The organism is Nonomuraea sp. NPDC049141 (assembly GCF_040648415.1).
Lineage (GTDB): Bacteria > Actinomycetota > Actinomycetes > Streptosporangiales > Streptosporangiaceae > Nonomuraea.
In genome coordinates this window covers 33993-47396 of the sequence record NZ_JBEZDR010000013.1, presented here as the reverse complement: position 1 = coordinate 47396, position 13404 = coordinate 33993, and the positions used below count along the sequence as shown (strand labels likewise).

The window sequence follows — 13404 nt, the reverse complement described above, 5'->3', positions numbered from 1 at the left end:
AGCGGCCACGGCGACCAGGCACCATTCAGGCGATACCAGCCGCGATCTCCCCAGCATGGCATCACCAAAGAGAGCCTCGGGTATCAAGGGGGCTTCAGGCCGCATCCTCCAGCGAGGACGACCGGACGGCCGCGACGGCGGCGAAGAAGCGCGCCATGTGCCGGAAGGCCAGCCGGCCCTCGGGCAGCACGTCTGCCAGGATCGGGAACACGTGCGGCATCCGCCGCCACTCCTCGTACGTCACCGGCACCCCCGCCCGCCTGGCCTTGACCGCCACGCGCCGCGCCTCGTCCCGGAGCACCTCCGTCGAACCGGTGACGATCATGAGCGGCGGCAGGCCGGTGAAGTCGCCGTGCACGGGCGACACGAGGGGATCGCGCGGGTCCAGGCCGGAGGTCCAGCGCCGGGCCAGCCAGCGGATGCGGCCGGCCGCCAGCATGGGGTCCTGCCAGCGGTTCGCGCGCTTGGGCAGGTCCGTCAGGTCGGCCCAGGGCGACAGGCAGACGGCCGCGGCCGGCAGCGGCAGGCCCCGGTCGCGCAGGGCGAGCAGGGTGGCCAGCGTGAGATGCCCGCCCGCCGAGTCGCCGGCGAACACGACGTCCTCGGGCGCGTACCCGCGGTTCAGTAAGCAGTCGTAGGCGTCCAGCGCGTCACTCAGGGAGTCGGCCAGCTTGTGGACCGGCCCCTGGCGGTAGTCGAGGGCGAGCACCGGGCGGTGGGCCGCGACGGACAGGCGCCAGGTGATCGGCCGGTGGGTCCTGGGCGAGCAGGAGAAGTAGCCGCCGCCGTGAAAGTACAGCAGCACCTTGCCCTCGTCGGGAGCGGCGCCCGCGCGCACCCACTCCCCGCCGCACGCCGAGAAGGCGGCCGGCTCGATGTCCACGTGGCCGGGCGGGCGCAGCGGCAGCAGCCGGGCCAGGTCGCCGAAGCGGGCGGCGCAGTCGATCGTGAGGGGGTGGCGCATCAGGAGGTGGGAGGCCGGCTTGAGGGTCCCGCGCATCAGACCGGTGAGCGCGCGAGCCTGCCAGCTCAACGGGTAGTCGGGAGTGTCATCCCTGTCCAGGTCCATGTGTCCTCCGATGAATATCCTTCCCCTAGAACATCGCTCTACTCGCAAGTAAGTATCTCCTCGCTTACGGGATTATTTCGGCGATGTGTCGCGCGGTGCCGCGTTCCGTTTATCGCGTTGCGGAGCCCCGACCGGAAAGCAGATAATTCAAGGCTTCCATCGGCCGACCCACGTATGGGTCCGGGCACGGCTGGTCACCGTGTCATCACTCTCCGGAGGTGCAGAACCATACCCCTCTATGCCCGGCTGGTCCGGTACGGCTTCCGCAAGCACGCCACCTACGTCTGGGCCACGGTCGCGGGCGCCTTCACCAACAGCGTCTTCGGCATCCTTCGCGCCTACATCCTCATCGCCCTCTGGCAGGCCAGGCCCGGTCTGGCCGGCTACGACGTCACCCAGGCCGTCACGTTCTGCTTCATCACCCAGGCCTGCATCGGCCCGATGCAGCTGTTCGGCACCGGTCTCACCATCCCCGAGCGGATCCGCAGCGGCGACATCGCGCTCGACCTCGTCCGCCCCGCCTCGCTCCAGCTCTGGTCCCTCGCCGAGGACCTGGGCAGGGCCGCCTACCTGTTCTTCGCTCGCGGCATCCCGCCGATGCTGCTGGGCGCCGCGCTGTTCGGCATCGCCCATCCCGCGGAGCCGGGGCAGTGGCTCGCCTTCCTCGCCGGCTTCCTGGCCGGGGTGATCGTCAGCTTCGCCTGGCGCTACCTGGTCGCGCTGTCGGTCTGCTGGCTGATCGACGACCGTGGCGTGGGGGCGTTCTCACTGGTGCTCACCACGCTCTTCAGCGGGATGCTGCTGCCGCTCAGCCTGTTCCCGGGCATCGTCGGCGAGCTGGCCAGGGCGCTGCCGTGGGCCGCGATGGTCCAGGCCCCCACCGACCTCTACCTCGGCAAGGCGCCCGTCCTGGAGACCCTGGCGTTCCAGGGCTGCTGGGCGGCGGTGCTGCTCGCCGCCGGCGCGCTCGGCACGCGGGCCATCCGCCACAAGGTGGTGATCCAGGGTGGTTAGCGCCTATTTCCGGCTGGCCTGGACCTGGACCCGAGCCGCGATGGCCTACCCGGCCTCGTTCGCCCTGATGTCCGTGCTCGGTCTCATCGTGGCGGGCACCGACGTGGCGGTGATCCTCATCATCTTCGCCAACACCACCTCTCTGGCCGGCTTCTCCCGCGCGGAGACGCTCTTCCTGTACGGCACGGCGAACGTGGCCTTCTGCCTCTGCGACATGTTCGTCAGCAACATCGACCGGATCAGCCAGCACGTCAAGGCGGGCACGTTCGACACCATGCTGATCAGGCCCGTCAGCACCTGGATCCAGATGGCGGCCGACCGTTTCCTGCCCACCCGCATCGGCCGCGTCCTGCAGGCGGTGCTCGTGCTCGGCTACTCGATCAGCGCCCTCGACCTCGACTCCGGGCGGCTCTGGATGATCCCCGTCATGATCGCGACGGGGGTGGTCATCTTCGCGGCACTGTGGACGCTGGCCGGGGCGGTGCAGTTCGTGCTGACCGACGCGTCCGAGGTGACCAACGCCTTCACCTACGGCTCCGGCCAGCTCACCCAGTACCCGTTCGCGATCTACGGCCGCGAGCTGGTGCGCGGGGTGACCTACGGGCTGCCGCTGGCCTTCGTCAACTGGCAGCCGGCCCTCTACGTGCTGGACAGGGACGACCCGTTCGGCACCCCGGGCTTCATGCGCTTTCTCGGGCCGGTCGCGGCCCTGGTCCTCGCCCTGCTCGCCGGGTTCGCCTGGCGGCTGGGCATCCGGCACTACCGATCCACGGGGAGTTAGGGATGATCGAGCTCGACCGGGCCGGGCGCTCGTTCAAGGTGAAGAGGAGCCTCAAGCTCGAAGGGAACGTCGTCCACGCCGTACGCGATCTGTCGTTCACCGTGGCGCCGGGAGAGTTCGTCGGCTACCTCGGCCCCAACGGCGCCGGCAAGTCCACCACGATCAAGATGCTCTGCGGCATCCTGACGCCCACCTCGGGCCGGGTGCGGGTGGCCGGGCTCGACCCCTCGCGCAAGCGCACGACGCTGGCGCGGCGCATCGGCGTGGTGTTCGGGCAGCGGACGACGCTGTGGTGGGACCTGCCGCTGCGGGACAGCTTCGAACTGATCCGGCACCTTTACAAAGTAGATCGCCATATCTTCAAGACGCGGCTCGACGAGCTGACCGAGACGCTCGACCTGGGCGGTTTCACCCGCACGCCGGTGCGCCAGCTCAGCCTGGGCCAGCGCATGCGCGGTGACCTGGCCGCCGCGCTGCTGCACGCGCCCGACGTGCTGGTGCTCGACGAGCCGACGATCGGGCTCGACGTGGTCAGCAAGGCGAGCATCCGGGCGTTCCTGCGCCGGCTCAACACCGAGCAGGGCACGACCGTGCTGCTGACCACGCACGACCTGGGCGACATCGAACGGCTCTGCCGCCGGGTCATGCTGATCGACCACGGGCGGCTGGCGTTCGACGGCACACTCGACGAGCTGATGGCCACGGCACCCGAGCAGTCCACGATCGAGGACGTGGTCACCCGCCTCTACACCGGCAGCCGCTGAGCCCGAACGCCAAGGATCAGTAGTAGCTGCCCTGGGGGCTCTCCTCGTAGTCCTCGTCCAGGTCCTCGTCCCGTCGCGCCCAGCGGGACGGGATCAGCACCGGGATGAACATCGCCACGCCGAGCAGTGCGAAGAAGCCCGTGGTCAGCATGGTCTTGTCACCGAACCCGATGTCTCTGATGATCTGGTTCACCGACGGCTCGTCAGGGATCAGGGAGATCGCCCGGTTCATGTCGAGGGAGTAGACCACCGTCCAGGCCAGGAGCACCATCGAGGGCACGAACGTGGCCAGCGGAGACACCCGTCCCGCCACCACGAGTCCGACGACCAGTCCCACCGCCGCCATCGCGCCGAGCGCGATCCACATCTTCTGCCCGCCCGCCGGGTTGCCCGCCGCGCTCGTTAACGCCTGCTGCACGGCCCATCCGCCACCGCCCAGCACTGCTGCGGTCACCACAACTCCGATGAGCAATCCCGCAAAGTGCCGCAACGTTCTCACCTCAATGTCTACGTGGTTCGGCACGACCCTAGCGACAATTGACGCAAATCGACCAGGCCTTGCGCAGCATGGGAGTAGAGGCCTCCCTGGACCCTGCCCCCGTGAGAGCATGTGACACACTCATGCGCGCGCAACTTCCCCTCAGGCTCGCGCGGACGGCCGCCTTCGCCGCCGTCTGCGTGGGACTCGCCGCGCTCGCCCACGCGATGGGGGGCGGCTCGGTCCCCGCGCCGCACACGGCCGCGCTCGGCCTCGGCGCCGTGCTGCTGGCGGCCCTGGCGCTGGGCGGCCGGGAGCGCTCAGCCCCGACGATCAACGTCGCGCTGATGTGCGCCCAGCTCGGGCTGCACGAGTGGTTCGGCACCGACGGCACCGCCTACGTCATCACGCACCCGCACGGCCGCGGGCTCAGCGAGGGCATCGGCATGCTGCTGGCCCACCTGACGGCCACGCTGATCACGGGGTGGTGGCTGGCGCGCGGCGAGAGCGCGCTCTGGGCGCTGCTGCACCGCCTCGGCCACCGCCTGGTGCTGCTGCGCCCGGTCGCCGTCGCGGCTGTGGGACAGATTGTCCCGATGGTGATCGTCAGGATCGTCCCGGTCGATCCGTTTCTCCTCCACTGTGTCGCCAGGCGTGGTCCTCCACTGCCCGCCTGAACCTCTGACACCTTTTTCGATTCTTCGATCATTCCCAGTGGAGTTTCCCCATGTCCTTCACGCGTCGTGCCGCGACCGTTCTCGCCGCCGCCACCGCGATCACCGCCGGCCTCGCCCTTCCCGCGCTGGCCCATGTCACGATCAACCCGGGCACCGCCGAGCAGGGCGGCTTCTCCAAGGTCGCCTTCCGGGTGCCGAACGAGCGTGACGACGCCTCGACCGTCAAGGTCGAGGTCGCCTTCCCCACCGATCACCCGCTGGCGTTCGTCTCGGTCAAGCCGCTGCCGGGATGGAGCGTCAAAGTCACCGAGGGCAAGCTGCCCAAGCCGGTCAAGACCGAGTACGGCGAGCTGAAGGAGGCCGTCACCCAGGTCGTCTGGTCGGGCGGGAAGATCGGCAAGGGTGAGTTCCAGGAGTTCGAGGTGTCCATGGGGCAGTTGCCCGAGGACGTCGATGAGCTCACGTTCCCGACCACGCAGACCTACACCGGCGGCGAAGTGGTCAAGTGGGCCGACGCCCCGAAGGCGGACGGCAGCGAGGCGGAACACCCGGTTCCGACGCTCAAGCTGACGCCCGCGACCGCGTCCGATTCACACCACGCCGGGGCGTCAGCCCCCGCGGCCTCGGCCTCCGCGAGCAACGTGGCGGCCCCGTCCGTCACCCAGGTGTCCGCTGGCTCGTCCTCGGACGGCACCGCGCGGCTGCTGGGTGGCGCGGGGCTCGTGGTGGGCGTCATCGGCATCGTGGTCGCCATCCTGGCCCTGCGCCGCCGCCCGTCCTGACGTCCGGGAGGGCGACGCTCTCCTAAGGGGCCCGGGTCGGATCTCACCGGCCCGGGCCGGTCAGGACGTGATGTCCTTGCCCGAGAAGCGGGCCCATGCGATGGAGCCGAACAGCAGGATGTACGCGCCGAAGACCAGCAGCCCCTGACCGAGGTTCGCGAAGTCGACCGGACTGCGCAGCACCGCGTCGAACCGGGTCCACCAGGTGGGCAGCAGGTAGGGCATGATCCCGTCGAGCTGCGGGATGGCCCGCAGCACCTGGGTGACGATGACCAGGACCATCGTCGCCGCGATCGCGCCGATGGACACCTCGGTGAACGTCGACAGGGCCACCGCCACGGCCGCCAGCGCCGCCATGCCCGCGCCCACGTACCCCATGCTGATCAGGATCCGCAGCAGGCCGTCGGCCACCGAGACCGTGCTGCCCGACAGCAGCGTCACCGGCCCCACCGGGAACAGGATCAACCCGGTGACGAGCGCCGACAGCGCCACCACCGCGGTGACCGCGTAGGCGAACACCACCACGTTGAGGTACTTCACGACCAGCAGCCTCGTCCGGCCGGCCGGCGCGGCGAGCAGGTACCGCAGCGTCCCCGCGCCCGCCTCACCGGCGATCGAGTCGCCGCCCACCACACTCACCGCGATCGGCATCAGCAGCAGCACCAGGAAGGAGAACGAGGCGAAGGTCAGCATGAGGCTGTTGCCCGCCACGGCGCCGATGAGCCCGCCGACGGCGTCGTCGCCGCTGGCGATGCGCAGCCCGATGCCGATCAGCACCGGCACGCTCGCCAGTACGGCCAGCATCACCTGGTTGCGCGGGCGCCGGAACGTCAGGCCCAGCTCGGAGCCGAGCAGCCGCCAGAACGCCGACGGCAGACGGGCCGGTGGCTCCGCGCTGCCGGGCGGCTCGGGCGGGCGCCGCTCGGCGGTGCGCATCGTCTCGGTCACCGGCACCAGCCCCGGCGTCCGGCGCTCCCGTGTCCCCGCCGCCGGACCGTCCGATGGCTCGCCCGGCGTCTGACGGGTCTGCGTCTCAGCCGTCGACATCGAATCCCTCCCCTGTCAGTCCGACGAACACGTCCTCCAGGCTCGGCCGCACGACGGCCAGCCCCCGTACGGCGACGCCCTCGCGTACCAGCGCCGCGTTGATGGCCTCGGGCGCCTGCGCGCCCAGCTCCGCCGTCACCGAGGCGGCGCCCTCGTCGGAGATGCGCACGTCGGCCAGGCCGAGCGTGCCGAGCACCCGCGCGGCGTCGGCGACGTCCGGCGTCTCGACCCTGACGCGGGTGGCGAGGCCGCCGTTGAGCGAGGCGATCGTGCCCTGGGCGACCAGGTTGCCGGTCCGCATGATCGCGGCGTGCGTGCACATCTGCTCGACCTCGGTCAGCAGGTGCGAGGAGACGAAGACCGTGGTGCCGTCGGCGGCGATCTCCTTGACCAGCGCGCGCACCTCGCGGGTGCCCTGCGGGTCGAGCCCGTTGGTGGGCTCGTCGAGTATGAGCAGCTCACGCGGCCCGAGCAGGGCGGCGGCGATGGCCAGGCGCTGGCGCATGCCGAGGGAGTAGTTGCGGAAGCGCTTCCCCGCCGCCGCGGACAGGCCGACCCGCTCCAGCGCCTCGCCGACCCGCCGCTTGGCGGTGCCGCCGGGAGCGGTGGGGTCGGCGGCGTCGAAGCGGAACAGGTTCGCCTCGCCCGACAGGTACGGGTAGAACGCCGGCCCCTCGACCAGCGCCCCGACGCGGGGCAGCGCGTCCGCCAGGGGCAGGCCGAGCACCGAGTACTCGCCGGCCGTGGGCGTCACCAGGCCGAGCAGCATGCGGATCGTGGTGGTCTTGCCTGAGCCGTTGGGCCCGAGGAAGCCGAAGACCGATCCGCGCGGCACGGTCAGGTCCAGTGCGTCGACCGCGACCTGGCCCCCGCGAAACTGCTTGGTCAGGCCCCGGGTGACGATCGCCGAGTCGCCGGAGGGCGGGGCCGCCCCGAAGGGCGCCCCCGCTTCCTGTGTGACGACGGTCACTTGGTGCCCGCCGCTTTGGTGATCTCCTCCGGCGTGACCGCGCCGACCAGCAGCCGGCCGTCGTCGGTCAGCAGCGCGGTGACGAGCTTGGTCTTGATCAGCTTGCCCGAGCCCCACGTGCCGCTGACCGGGGTGGCCGACTTGAGCACGTTGTCGACCAGCGCCTTCGTGTCGGTGCCGTCCGCGCCGTCCTTCCACGGCTTGTGCGACTGGCTGTCGGCCGGGGTCTGCTCCGGCTTGGCCGTCAGGTCCTCCAGCGAGGCGGGCACGACGGCGACGCTGGTCCAGCCGGCGCCGACGACCTTGACGCCCTCGGCCCTCTCCTTGGCCTTCTCCGCCTGCTGTTCGCTGTGGTCGCCGCCGCCACCGATCGTCTGCTCCTTCACCTTGGCCCCGGCGGGCGGGGTGAAGGTGAAGTTCTCGGCCGCCGGCGGCGTGAACGTCACCTGGGTGAAGCCGACCTGGAAGGCCGGTTCGGCCGAGCCCTTGGCGTAGACCTGGACCTGCAACGGCACGTACGTCTCACCGTCGAGCGCCAGCCGCACCTCCTGGACCAGCGAGCCCTCGTCCTTGGGGGCGAGCACGAGCTGGTAGGCGGACCGGCCGGCCACCTGGGCGGTGTTGGTCACCCGGATGGCGGTGTGCTCGTCGGCCTTGGCCAGCAGCTTCTCCGCCACCTGCTGCGGGGTCACATCCGCCGGCCCCGGCGTGGGCGTGGCGTGCCGCGCCGTGGCGTCACCCGCCATCTTGATCTTGGTGGCGGTGTTGTCGCCGCTGTCCCAGTACCAGGCCTGGTCGCCGTTGACGATCAGGTTGGACTCGTCGAACTGCGTCGGCATGGCGACCCGCATCTTGCCGTCGCCGCCGTACCAGAGCTTCACCTCGTGCGAGCCGGACAGCAGGCTCAGCGGTGACGCCCCGCCCATGTCGGGCAGCGCGGGCAGACCCAGCGACGCGGTCTGCTGCACGGTGCCGGACATGGGCGGCGGCGCCTTGTCCTTGGTGGCCGCCACGGCGTCGGCGAGCAACTGCTGCGCCGTACGCTCGGGTAGCACGGGATCGCCGCTCACCGCGGCGATGACCGGGCCGGCCCCCATCGCTCCGGCGATCACGGCCGCGGCCGCGATCGGAACTCCCCATCTCACGAACGTGCCTCTGCGCATCTCACTCCTTAACGGTATGTCGATGACCAGAGCCTGCGTCATGCATGCTTAGGCGAGCCTGAGACCGGCTGAGACGGCTCTCAGCCTTCTCAGCGTGGTCTCAGGGCAGAAAATGGAGAATCGCCACATGAGAGTACTTGTCGTCGAGGACGAGCGGCGGATGGCGGCCGCGCTGCAGCGGGGGCTGCAGGCCGAGGGTTTCGCCGTGGACCTCGCCCATGACGGCGAGCAAGGGTTGCACGAGGCCAGGCACGGCGACTACGACATCGTGGTGCTCGACATCATGCTGCCGCGCCTGTCGGGCTACAACGTGTGCAAGCAGTTGCGCGCCGAGGAGAACTGGGTGCCGATCCTGATGCTCTCCGCCAAGGACGGCGAGTACGACATGGCCGACGGGCTCGACCTGGGCGCCGACGACTACCTGACCAAGCCCTTCTCGTACGTGGTGCTGGTGGCCAGGCTGCGCGCGCTGCTGCGGCGCGACTCCGGGCGGCGGCCCGCCGTGCTGGCGGCGGGCGACCTGTCGCTGGATCCGGCGCGGCGCCGGGTGCAGCGGGGCGAGAGCTCGATCGAGCTGACGCCCAGGGAGTTCGCGCTGCTGGAATACCTGCTGCGCCGGCGCGACGAGGTGGTGTCGAAGTCGGAGATCCTGGAGCACGTGTGGGACACCTTCGACACCGACCCGAACGTGGTCGAGGTGTACGTGGGCTACCTGCGGCGCAAGGTCGACTCCCCGTTCGGCAGGAACGCGATCCAGACCGTGCGAGGAGCGGGCTACCGGCTGGCGGGCGACGGTGGCTGACTCGCCGTTGACCTGGTGGCGGCGCCAGGGGCTGCGCTTCCGGCTGACGGTCGTGGCCGCCGCGGTGCTCGCGCTGGCGCTGGCGATCTCGGCGTCGGTGCTGCTGACCGTGCTCGACCGGGCGCTGATCGGCACCGTGGACGACTCGACGCGGCAGCAGGCCCAGACCGTCCGGGTGCAGGCCGACGCGGGCACGCTGACCAGCCCGATCGCCACCCACGACGGCACGATCGTGCAGGTGATCGACGCGCAGGGGCGCATCACGGACGTCACCTACGGCGCCGACCGGCTGGTCCCGCTGCTGGACGCGCGGGCGCGGGCCGAGGTGCTGCGCGAGGGCCAAGCCACGTTCCTGGACGGCCGGCCGTACGCGATCTCGGGGCCGCTGCGCGTGGTGGTCATCAGCGCCGACCACGGCAGGACGGTGATCGCGGCCCGGCCCATCGGCGAGATCCAGACCAGCCTCGGTACGGCCGGCCGGATCCTGCTGGTCGGCACGCCGATGCTCATCGTGCTGCTGGCCGTGGCCAGCTGGCTGATCATCGGCCGGACACTGCGGCCGATCGCCGCGCTGCGCAGGGGCGCCGCCGAGATCACGCACACCGCCAGGTCACGCAGGCTGCCGGTGCCCGAGTCGCGCGACGAGGTGCACTCGCTGGCCACCACGCTCAACGACATGCTGGCCCGGCTGGAGGAGGCCGAGCAGCGGCAGCGGGCGCTGGTCTCCGACGCCGCGCACGAGCTGCGCAGCCCGCTCGCCAGCATCCGGCTGCAGCTGGAGGTGGCGCTCGGCCATCCGGAGGGCCAGGACTGGCCCGAGACGGCCGAGGGCGTGATGGAGGACGCGATGCGGCTGTCCAGGCTCGCCGAGGACCTGCTGGCGCTGGCCCGCCTCGACGAGCGCGGCGGCGTGCCCGCCAGGAGCGAGCCGGTCGACCTCGACGAGGTGGTGCGTCAGACCGTCGACAGGTACGGCGAGGCGCGGCTGACCGTGTGCGATCCCGTCGTGGTCCGCGGCGACGCGCTGGACCTGAGCCGGGTGCTGACGAACCTGGTGGACAACGCCGTACGCCACACCTCGTCGAAAGTGGAGGTGGCGCTGACCGCCGACGGGATGCTGACGGTGACCGACGACGGGCCCGGCATTCCCGAGCAGGATCGCGAGCGGGTCTTCAACCGGTTCACGCGGCTCGACTCCGGTCGCAGTCGCGACGAGGGCGGCGCTGGGCTGGGCCTGGCCATCGTGCGGGAGACCGTGCGGGCCCACGGGGGCGGGGTCCATCTGGAGGATGCCTCACCGGGGCTGCGGGCGGTCGTGCGGCTGCCGGTGGCGAGGTGAGGTGAGTTGAGGGGTGAGGGTCTCGCATCCGGCCGGGCGCGGTAGCGGCCGAAAGCGATGTGCGCAGGACGGGGTCAGGCCGCCGTGCCTTTCTCGGCGGTGGCCAGGAAGTCCTGGGCGATCAGCGGCAGGCGGCGACGGGCGTGCACGACGGCGATGACCCGGCGGACCGCGGGTTCCAGCGAACGGACCACGAGGCCCGCCCGGCCGGCCTGGTCGGCCATGCCGCGGTACCACAGCAGTGACGCCTGGCCGGTGCGTACGGCGTTGAGCCAGCCGTTGCGCTCGTCGGTTTCGAGCACCACGACCGGGCTGACGGCGTACTTGCCGAACATCGCGTCGAGCTCCCTGCGCCGGACGCTGCCCCGTGCGGGCAGGGCCAGGCGCATGCCGTCGAGCTTGCCCATGGGCACGGGATTGGGCAGGTCGAGGCCGGGCGGGGAGATCAGCACGATCTCCTGGCGTTCGAGCGGATGGGTGATCAGATCGGTGGGTACGGGGAGATCGGTCAGGCCGAGGTCGGCCCGCTGATCCCTGATGGCGTTGACGACGGCGTCACGGCCCTCGCAACGGACGATGTGCACGCGGACACCTGGGTGCTCGGCGGTGTAGGCGGGCAGCAGCCGTCCGGCCAGGCCGGGTTCGAGGCTGGGCGTGGCGGCGATGCGGAGCTCCGCCTCCCCTGTGCTGCCCTGATGGGTGAGGCTCTCGATCTCGTGTACGGCGCCGAGTGCCTCCCTTGCCAGTTTGACCACTCGCCGGCCTTGTGCGGTGACGACGACACCGCGTCCGGACCTGGCGAAGAGCGTCATGCCGAGTTCCCGTTCCAGATCGCGGATCGCGCGCGAAAGCGCAGGTTGCGCGATATACAGCGATCTGGCCGCGTCGGTCATGGTGCGGTGCTCCGCCGTCGCGACCACGTAGCGGAGCTGCTGGAGGTTCATGTCAAAGAAGCTAGGACACCACCTGCCGCGCGGTCCGGGACATAGCGGAGATCACCTCGAATGATTTCGGACCGTAGCCAGGTACTGCGACTTCTGTGACGGGTGATAAATCGGTATGCTTCTGCCCAAAATTCGGCAAATGCCAGAGGGGTGACGCCCCAAGTCACTCATTACGGACAACCGGAGTAAAGGGGGATACACGGTGACAGGCAACGGGCAGCATCCACCCCCGCCTCAAGGGCCAGGTCAGCCTCAGCGGCCTCCTTCTCGGCCGTGGCCGCCGCCGGGGCACCGGGAGCCGCAGCCTCAGGGTTACGGCCATCCGCACCCGGTGCCGGGACAGCAACCGCCACCCCCGGCATATCCGCCTCCCCCGCAGGGGCCCGTGTATCCGCCGCAGGGGCCCGCGTATCCACCGCAGGGGCAGCCGTACCCGCCTCCACCGCAGTACCCGCCTCAGGGGCAGCCGTATCAGCAGGGTGGGCCGTACGGGCCGCCGCAGGGTGGGCCGTGGCATCCCCAGCAGCCCCCGCCGCGTCCGCCGATGCCGCCGGGGCAGTGGGGGCCGCCGCCGAGGAAGAAGTCGGGCATGGGAGTGGCCGGCGTCCTCGGGGCGGTGTTCGGGTCCCTGGCGGCGTTGTTCGTGCTACTGGTGATCGGCGCGGCCATGTTCAAGGGCTCGTCCAGGCATGACACGACCACGCCGGTCGCGATCCCCTCCTCGTACACGTATGACGACGACGAGACGCCCTCCCCGGACGAATCAGAGAGCCATACGCGGTCGAGCGAGCCGACCGCGACGCGGTCCGCCGAGCCCGAGACGCCGACCCGGGCCACGCTCAACACGAGCACGAAGAACAACACCCTGTACCGGGCCGGCGCCCTGCCGAGGGTGAGCTGCCCGGCCGGCGGCGCGAACATCTTCAGCCACAGCCAGCTCAAGGCGCTGATCCTGAAGACCGGCAGGTGCATGGACCGGGCATGGGGGCCGATCATGCAGAGGCAGGGCATCCAGTTCTCGCCGCCGAGCTACTCGATCGTGGCCACGCGCGGCAGGGGCGCCTGCGGCGACTACCCGTCGCCGGGGAGCATGGTGCCGTACTACTGCCCGCGCAACAACACCATCTACGCCTCCACCTCGGCCATGGCCAAGGGCAACGGCAACGCGCGCGGCTACGGCGAGATCATCTCCTGGCACGGCGGGATCATCAGCATGCTGGCCCACGAGTACGGGCACCACGTCCAGAACATCTCGGGCGTGATGGACTCCTGGTGGAAGCAGACGGTCGACTCAGGCAGCAGGAGCGGCAAGCTGGCACTCAGCAGAAAACTGGAGCTCCAGGCGACCTGCTTCGGCGGCATGTGGATGAGGTCCGTGGCCGCCTCCTATCCGGTCAGCACCTCGAACCGCGCCCGCCTCTTCTGGTTCTACGGGCAGGTGGGCGACTATCCCGGATATCCCCGCGACCACGGGAACAGAGTGAACAACAACCGGTGGTTCCGGCAGGGCTGGGAGAAGAACCAGGCCTTCCAGTGCAACACCTGGATGGCCGCTTCGTCGACGACCTCGTGAA

Annotated in this window: 14 protein-coding genes; 8 read left to right on the top strand and 6 right to left on the bottom strand. The window is 70.5% G+C overall.

What is annotated here, in order from left to right:
* Positions 1 to 94: 94 nt before the first annotated feature.
* Positions 95 to 1069: an alpha/beta hydrolase gene (locus AB0B91_RS35505; RefSeq protein ID WP_358329060.1), complete on the bottom strand. Its 975-nt coding sequence runs from the start codon at positions 1067 to 1069 to the stop codon at positions 95 to 97.
* Between the two features lie 174 nt (positions 1070 to 1243).
* Here AB0B91_RS35505 and AB0B91_RS35500 point away from each other — a divergent pair, with 174 nt between their 5' ends.
* From AB0B91_RS35500 to AB0B91_RS35490, 3 genes are read left to right on the top strand one after another with little or no spacing between them, the layout of a single operon-like run.
* Positions 1244 to 2083: an ABC-2 family transporter protein gene (locus tag AB0B91_RS35500; protein WP_358329058.1), complete on the top strand. Its 840-nt coding sequence runs from the start codon at positions 1244 to 1246 to the stop codon at positions 2081 to 2083.
* Positions 2076 to 2864, top strand: a complete 789-nt coding sequence (locus tag AB0B91_RS35495) for an ABC-2 family transporter protein (RefSeq protein WP_358329055.1) — start codon at positions 2076 to 2078, stop codon at positions 2862 to 2864. Before AB0B91_RS35500 ends, AB0B91_RS35495 begins: the two co-directional genes overlap by 8 nt.
* A gap of 2 nt (positions 2865 to 2866) precedes the next feature.
* Positions 2867 to 3628, top strand: a complete 762-nt coding sequence (locus AB0B91_RS35490) for an ATP-binding cassette domain-containing protein (protein WP_358329053.1) — start codon at positions 2867 to 2869, stop codon at positions 3626 to 3628.
* Between the two features lie 16 nt (positions 3629 to 3644).
* On the opposite strand, the gene AB0B91_RS35485 is transcribed toward AB0B91_RS35490, so the two are convergent.
* Positions 3645 to 4082: a hypothetical protein gene (locus AB0B91_RS35485; RefSeq protein WP_358329049.1), complete on the bottom strand. Its 438-nt coding sequence runs from the start codon at positions 4080 to 4082 to the stop codon at positions 3645 to 3647.
* Between the two features lie 146 nt (positions 4083 to 4228).
* Here AB0B91_RS35485 and AB0B91_RS35480 point away from each other — a divergent pair, with 146 nt between their 5' ends.
* The gene (locus tag AB0B91_RS35480) at positions 4229 to 4783 is read left to right on the top strand and encodes an MFS transporter (protein ID WP_358329046.1); all 555 of its coding nucleotides are present in this window, start codon (positions 4229 to 4231) and stop codon (positions 4781 to 4783) included.
* A 50-nt stretch (positions 4784 to 4833) separates the two neighbouring features.
* Complete coding sequence (locus AB0B91_RS35475) at positions 4834 to 5565, top strand: YcnI family protein (RefSeq protein WP_358329043.1); 732 nt, start codon at positions 4834 to 4836, stop codon at positions 5563 to 5565.
* A 60-nt stretch (positions 5566 to 5625) separates the two neighbouring features.
* On the opposite strand, the gene AB0B91_RS35470 is transcribed toward AB0B91_RS35475, so the two are convergent.
* The 3 genes from AB0B91_RS35470 to AB0B91_RS35460 are packed head-to-tail and all read right to left on the bottom strand — an operon-like array spanning position 5626 to position 8745.
* Positions 5626 to 6612 (bottom strand): ABC transporter permease, encoded by a 987-nt coding sequence (locus AB0B91_RS35470; protein WP_358329040.1) that lies wholly within the window; start codon positions 6610 to 6612, stop codon positions 5626 to 5628.
* Positions 6599 to 7582 carry an ABC transporter ATP-binding protein gene (locus tag AB0B91_RS35465; protein ID WP_358329037.1) on the bottom strand — a complete coding sequence of 328 codons (984 nt, stop codon included), beginning with the start codon at positions 7580 to 7582 and terminating at the stop codon, positions 6599 to 6601. Before AB0B91_RS35465 ends, AB0B91_RS35470 begins: the two co-directional genes overlap by 14 nt.
* On the bottom strand, positions 7579 to 8745 hold the full coding sequence (locus AB0B91_RS35460; RefSeq protein ID WP_358329035.1) for a DUF2092 domain-containing protein: 1167 nt from the start codon (positions 8743 to 8745) through the stop codon (positions 7579 to 7581). The genes AB0B91_RS35465 and AB0B91_RS35460 overlap by 4 nt, the downstream gene beginning before the upstream one ends.
* A 127-nt stretch (positions 8746 to 8872) precedes the next feature.
* Between AB0B91_RS35460 and AB0B91_RS35455 the strand changes: the two genes are divergently transcribed.
* Both AB0B91_RS35455 and AB0B91_RS35450 read left to right on the top strand, forming a co-directional pair.
* Positions 8873 to 9547, top strand: coding sequence for a response regulator transcription factor (locus AB0B91_RS35455; RefSeq protein WP_358329032.1), 675 nt, complete (start codon positions 8873 to 8875; stop codon positions 9545 to 9547).
* A complete protein-coding gene (locus AB0B91_RS35450) occupies positions 9540 to 10886 on the top strand; it encodes an ATP-binding protein (protein WP_358329029.1) in 1347 nt (448 codons plus the stop codon). The genes AB0B91_RS35455 and AB0B91_RS35450 overlap by 8 nt, the downstream gene beginning before the upstream one ends.
* A 74-nt stretch (positions 10887 to 10960) precedes the next feature.
* On the opposite strand, the gene AB0B91_RS35445 is transcribed toward AB0B91_RS35450, so the two are convergent.
* On the bottom strand, positions 10961 to 11830 hold the full coding sequence (locus AB0B91_RS35445; RefSeq protein WP_358329026.1) for a LysR family transcriptional regulator: 870 nt from the start codon (positions 11828 to 11830) through the stop codon (positions 10961 to 10963).
* 589 nt (positions 11831 to 12419) lie between these two features.
* Here AB0B91_RS35445 and AB0B91_RS35440 point away from each other — a divergent pair.
* On the top strand, positions 12420 to 13403 hold the full coding sequence (locus AB0B91_RS35440) for a neutral zinc metallopeptidase (RefSeq protein ID WP_358329023.1): 984 nt from the start codon (positions 12420 to 12422) through the stop codon (positions 13401 to 13403).
* The last annotated feature ends 1 nt before the right edge of the window (position 13404 follow it).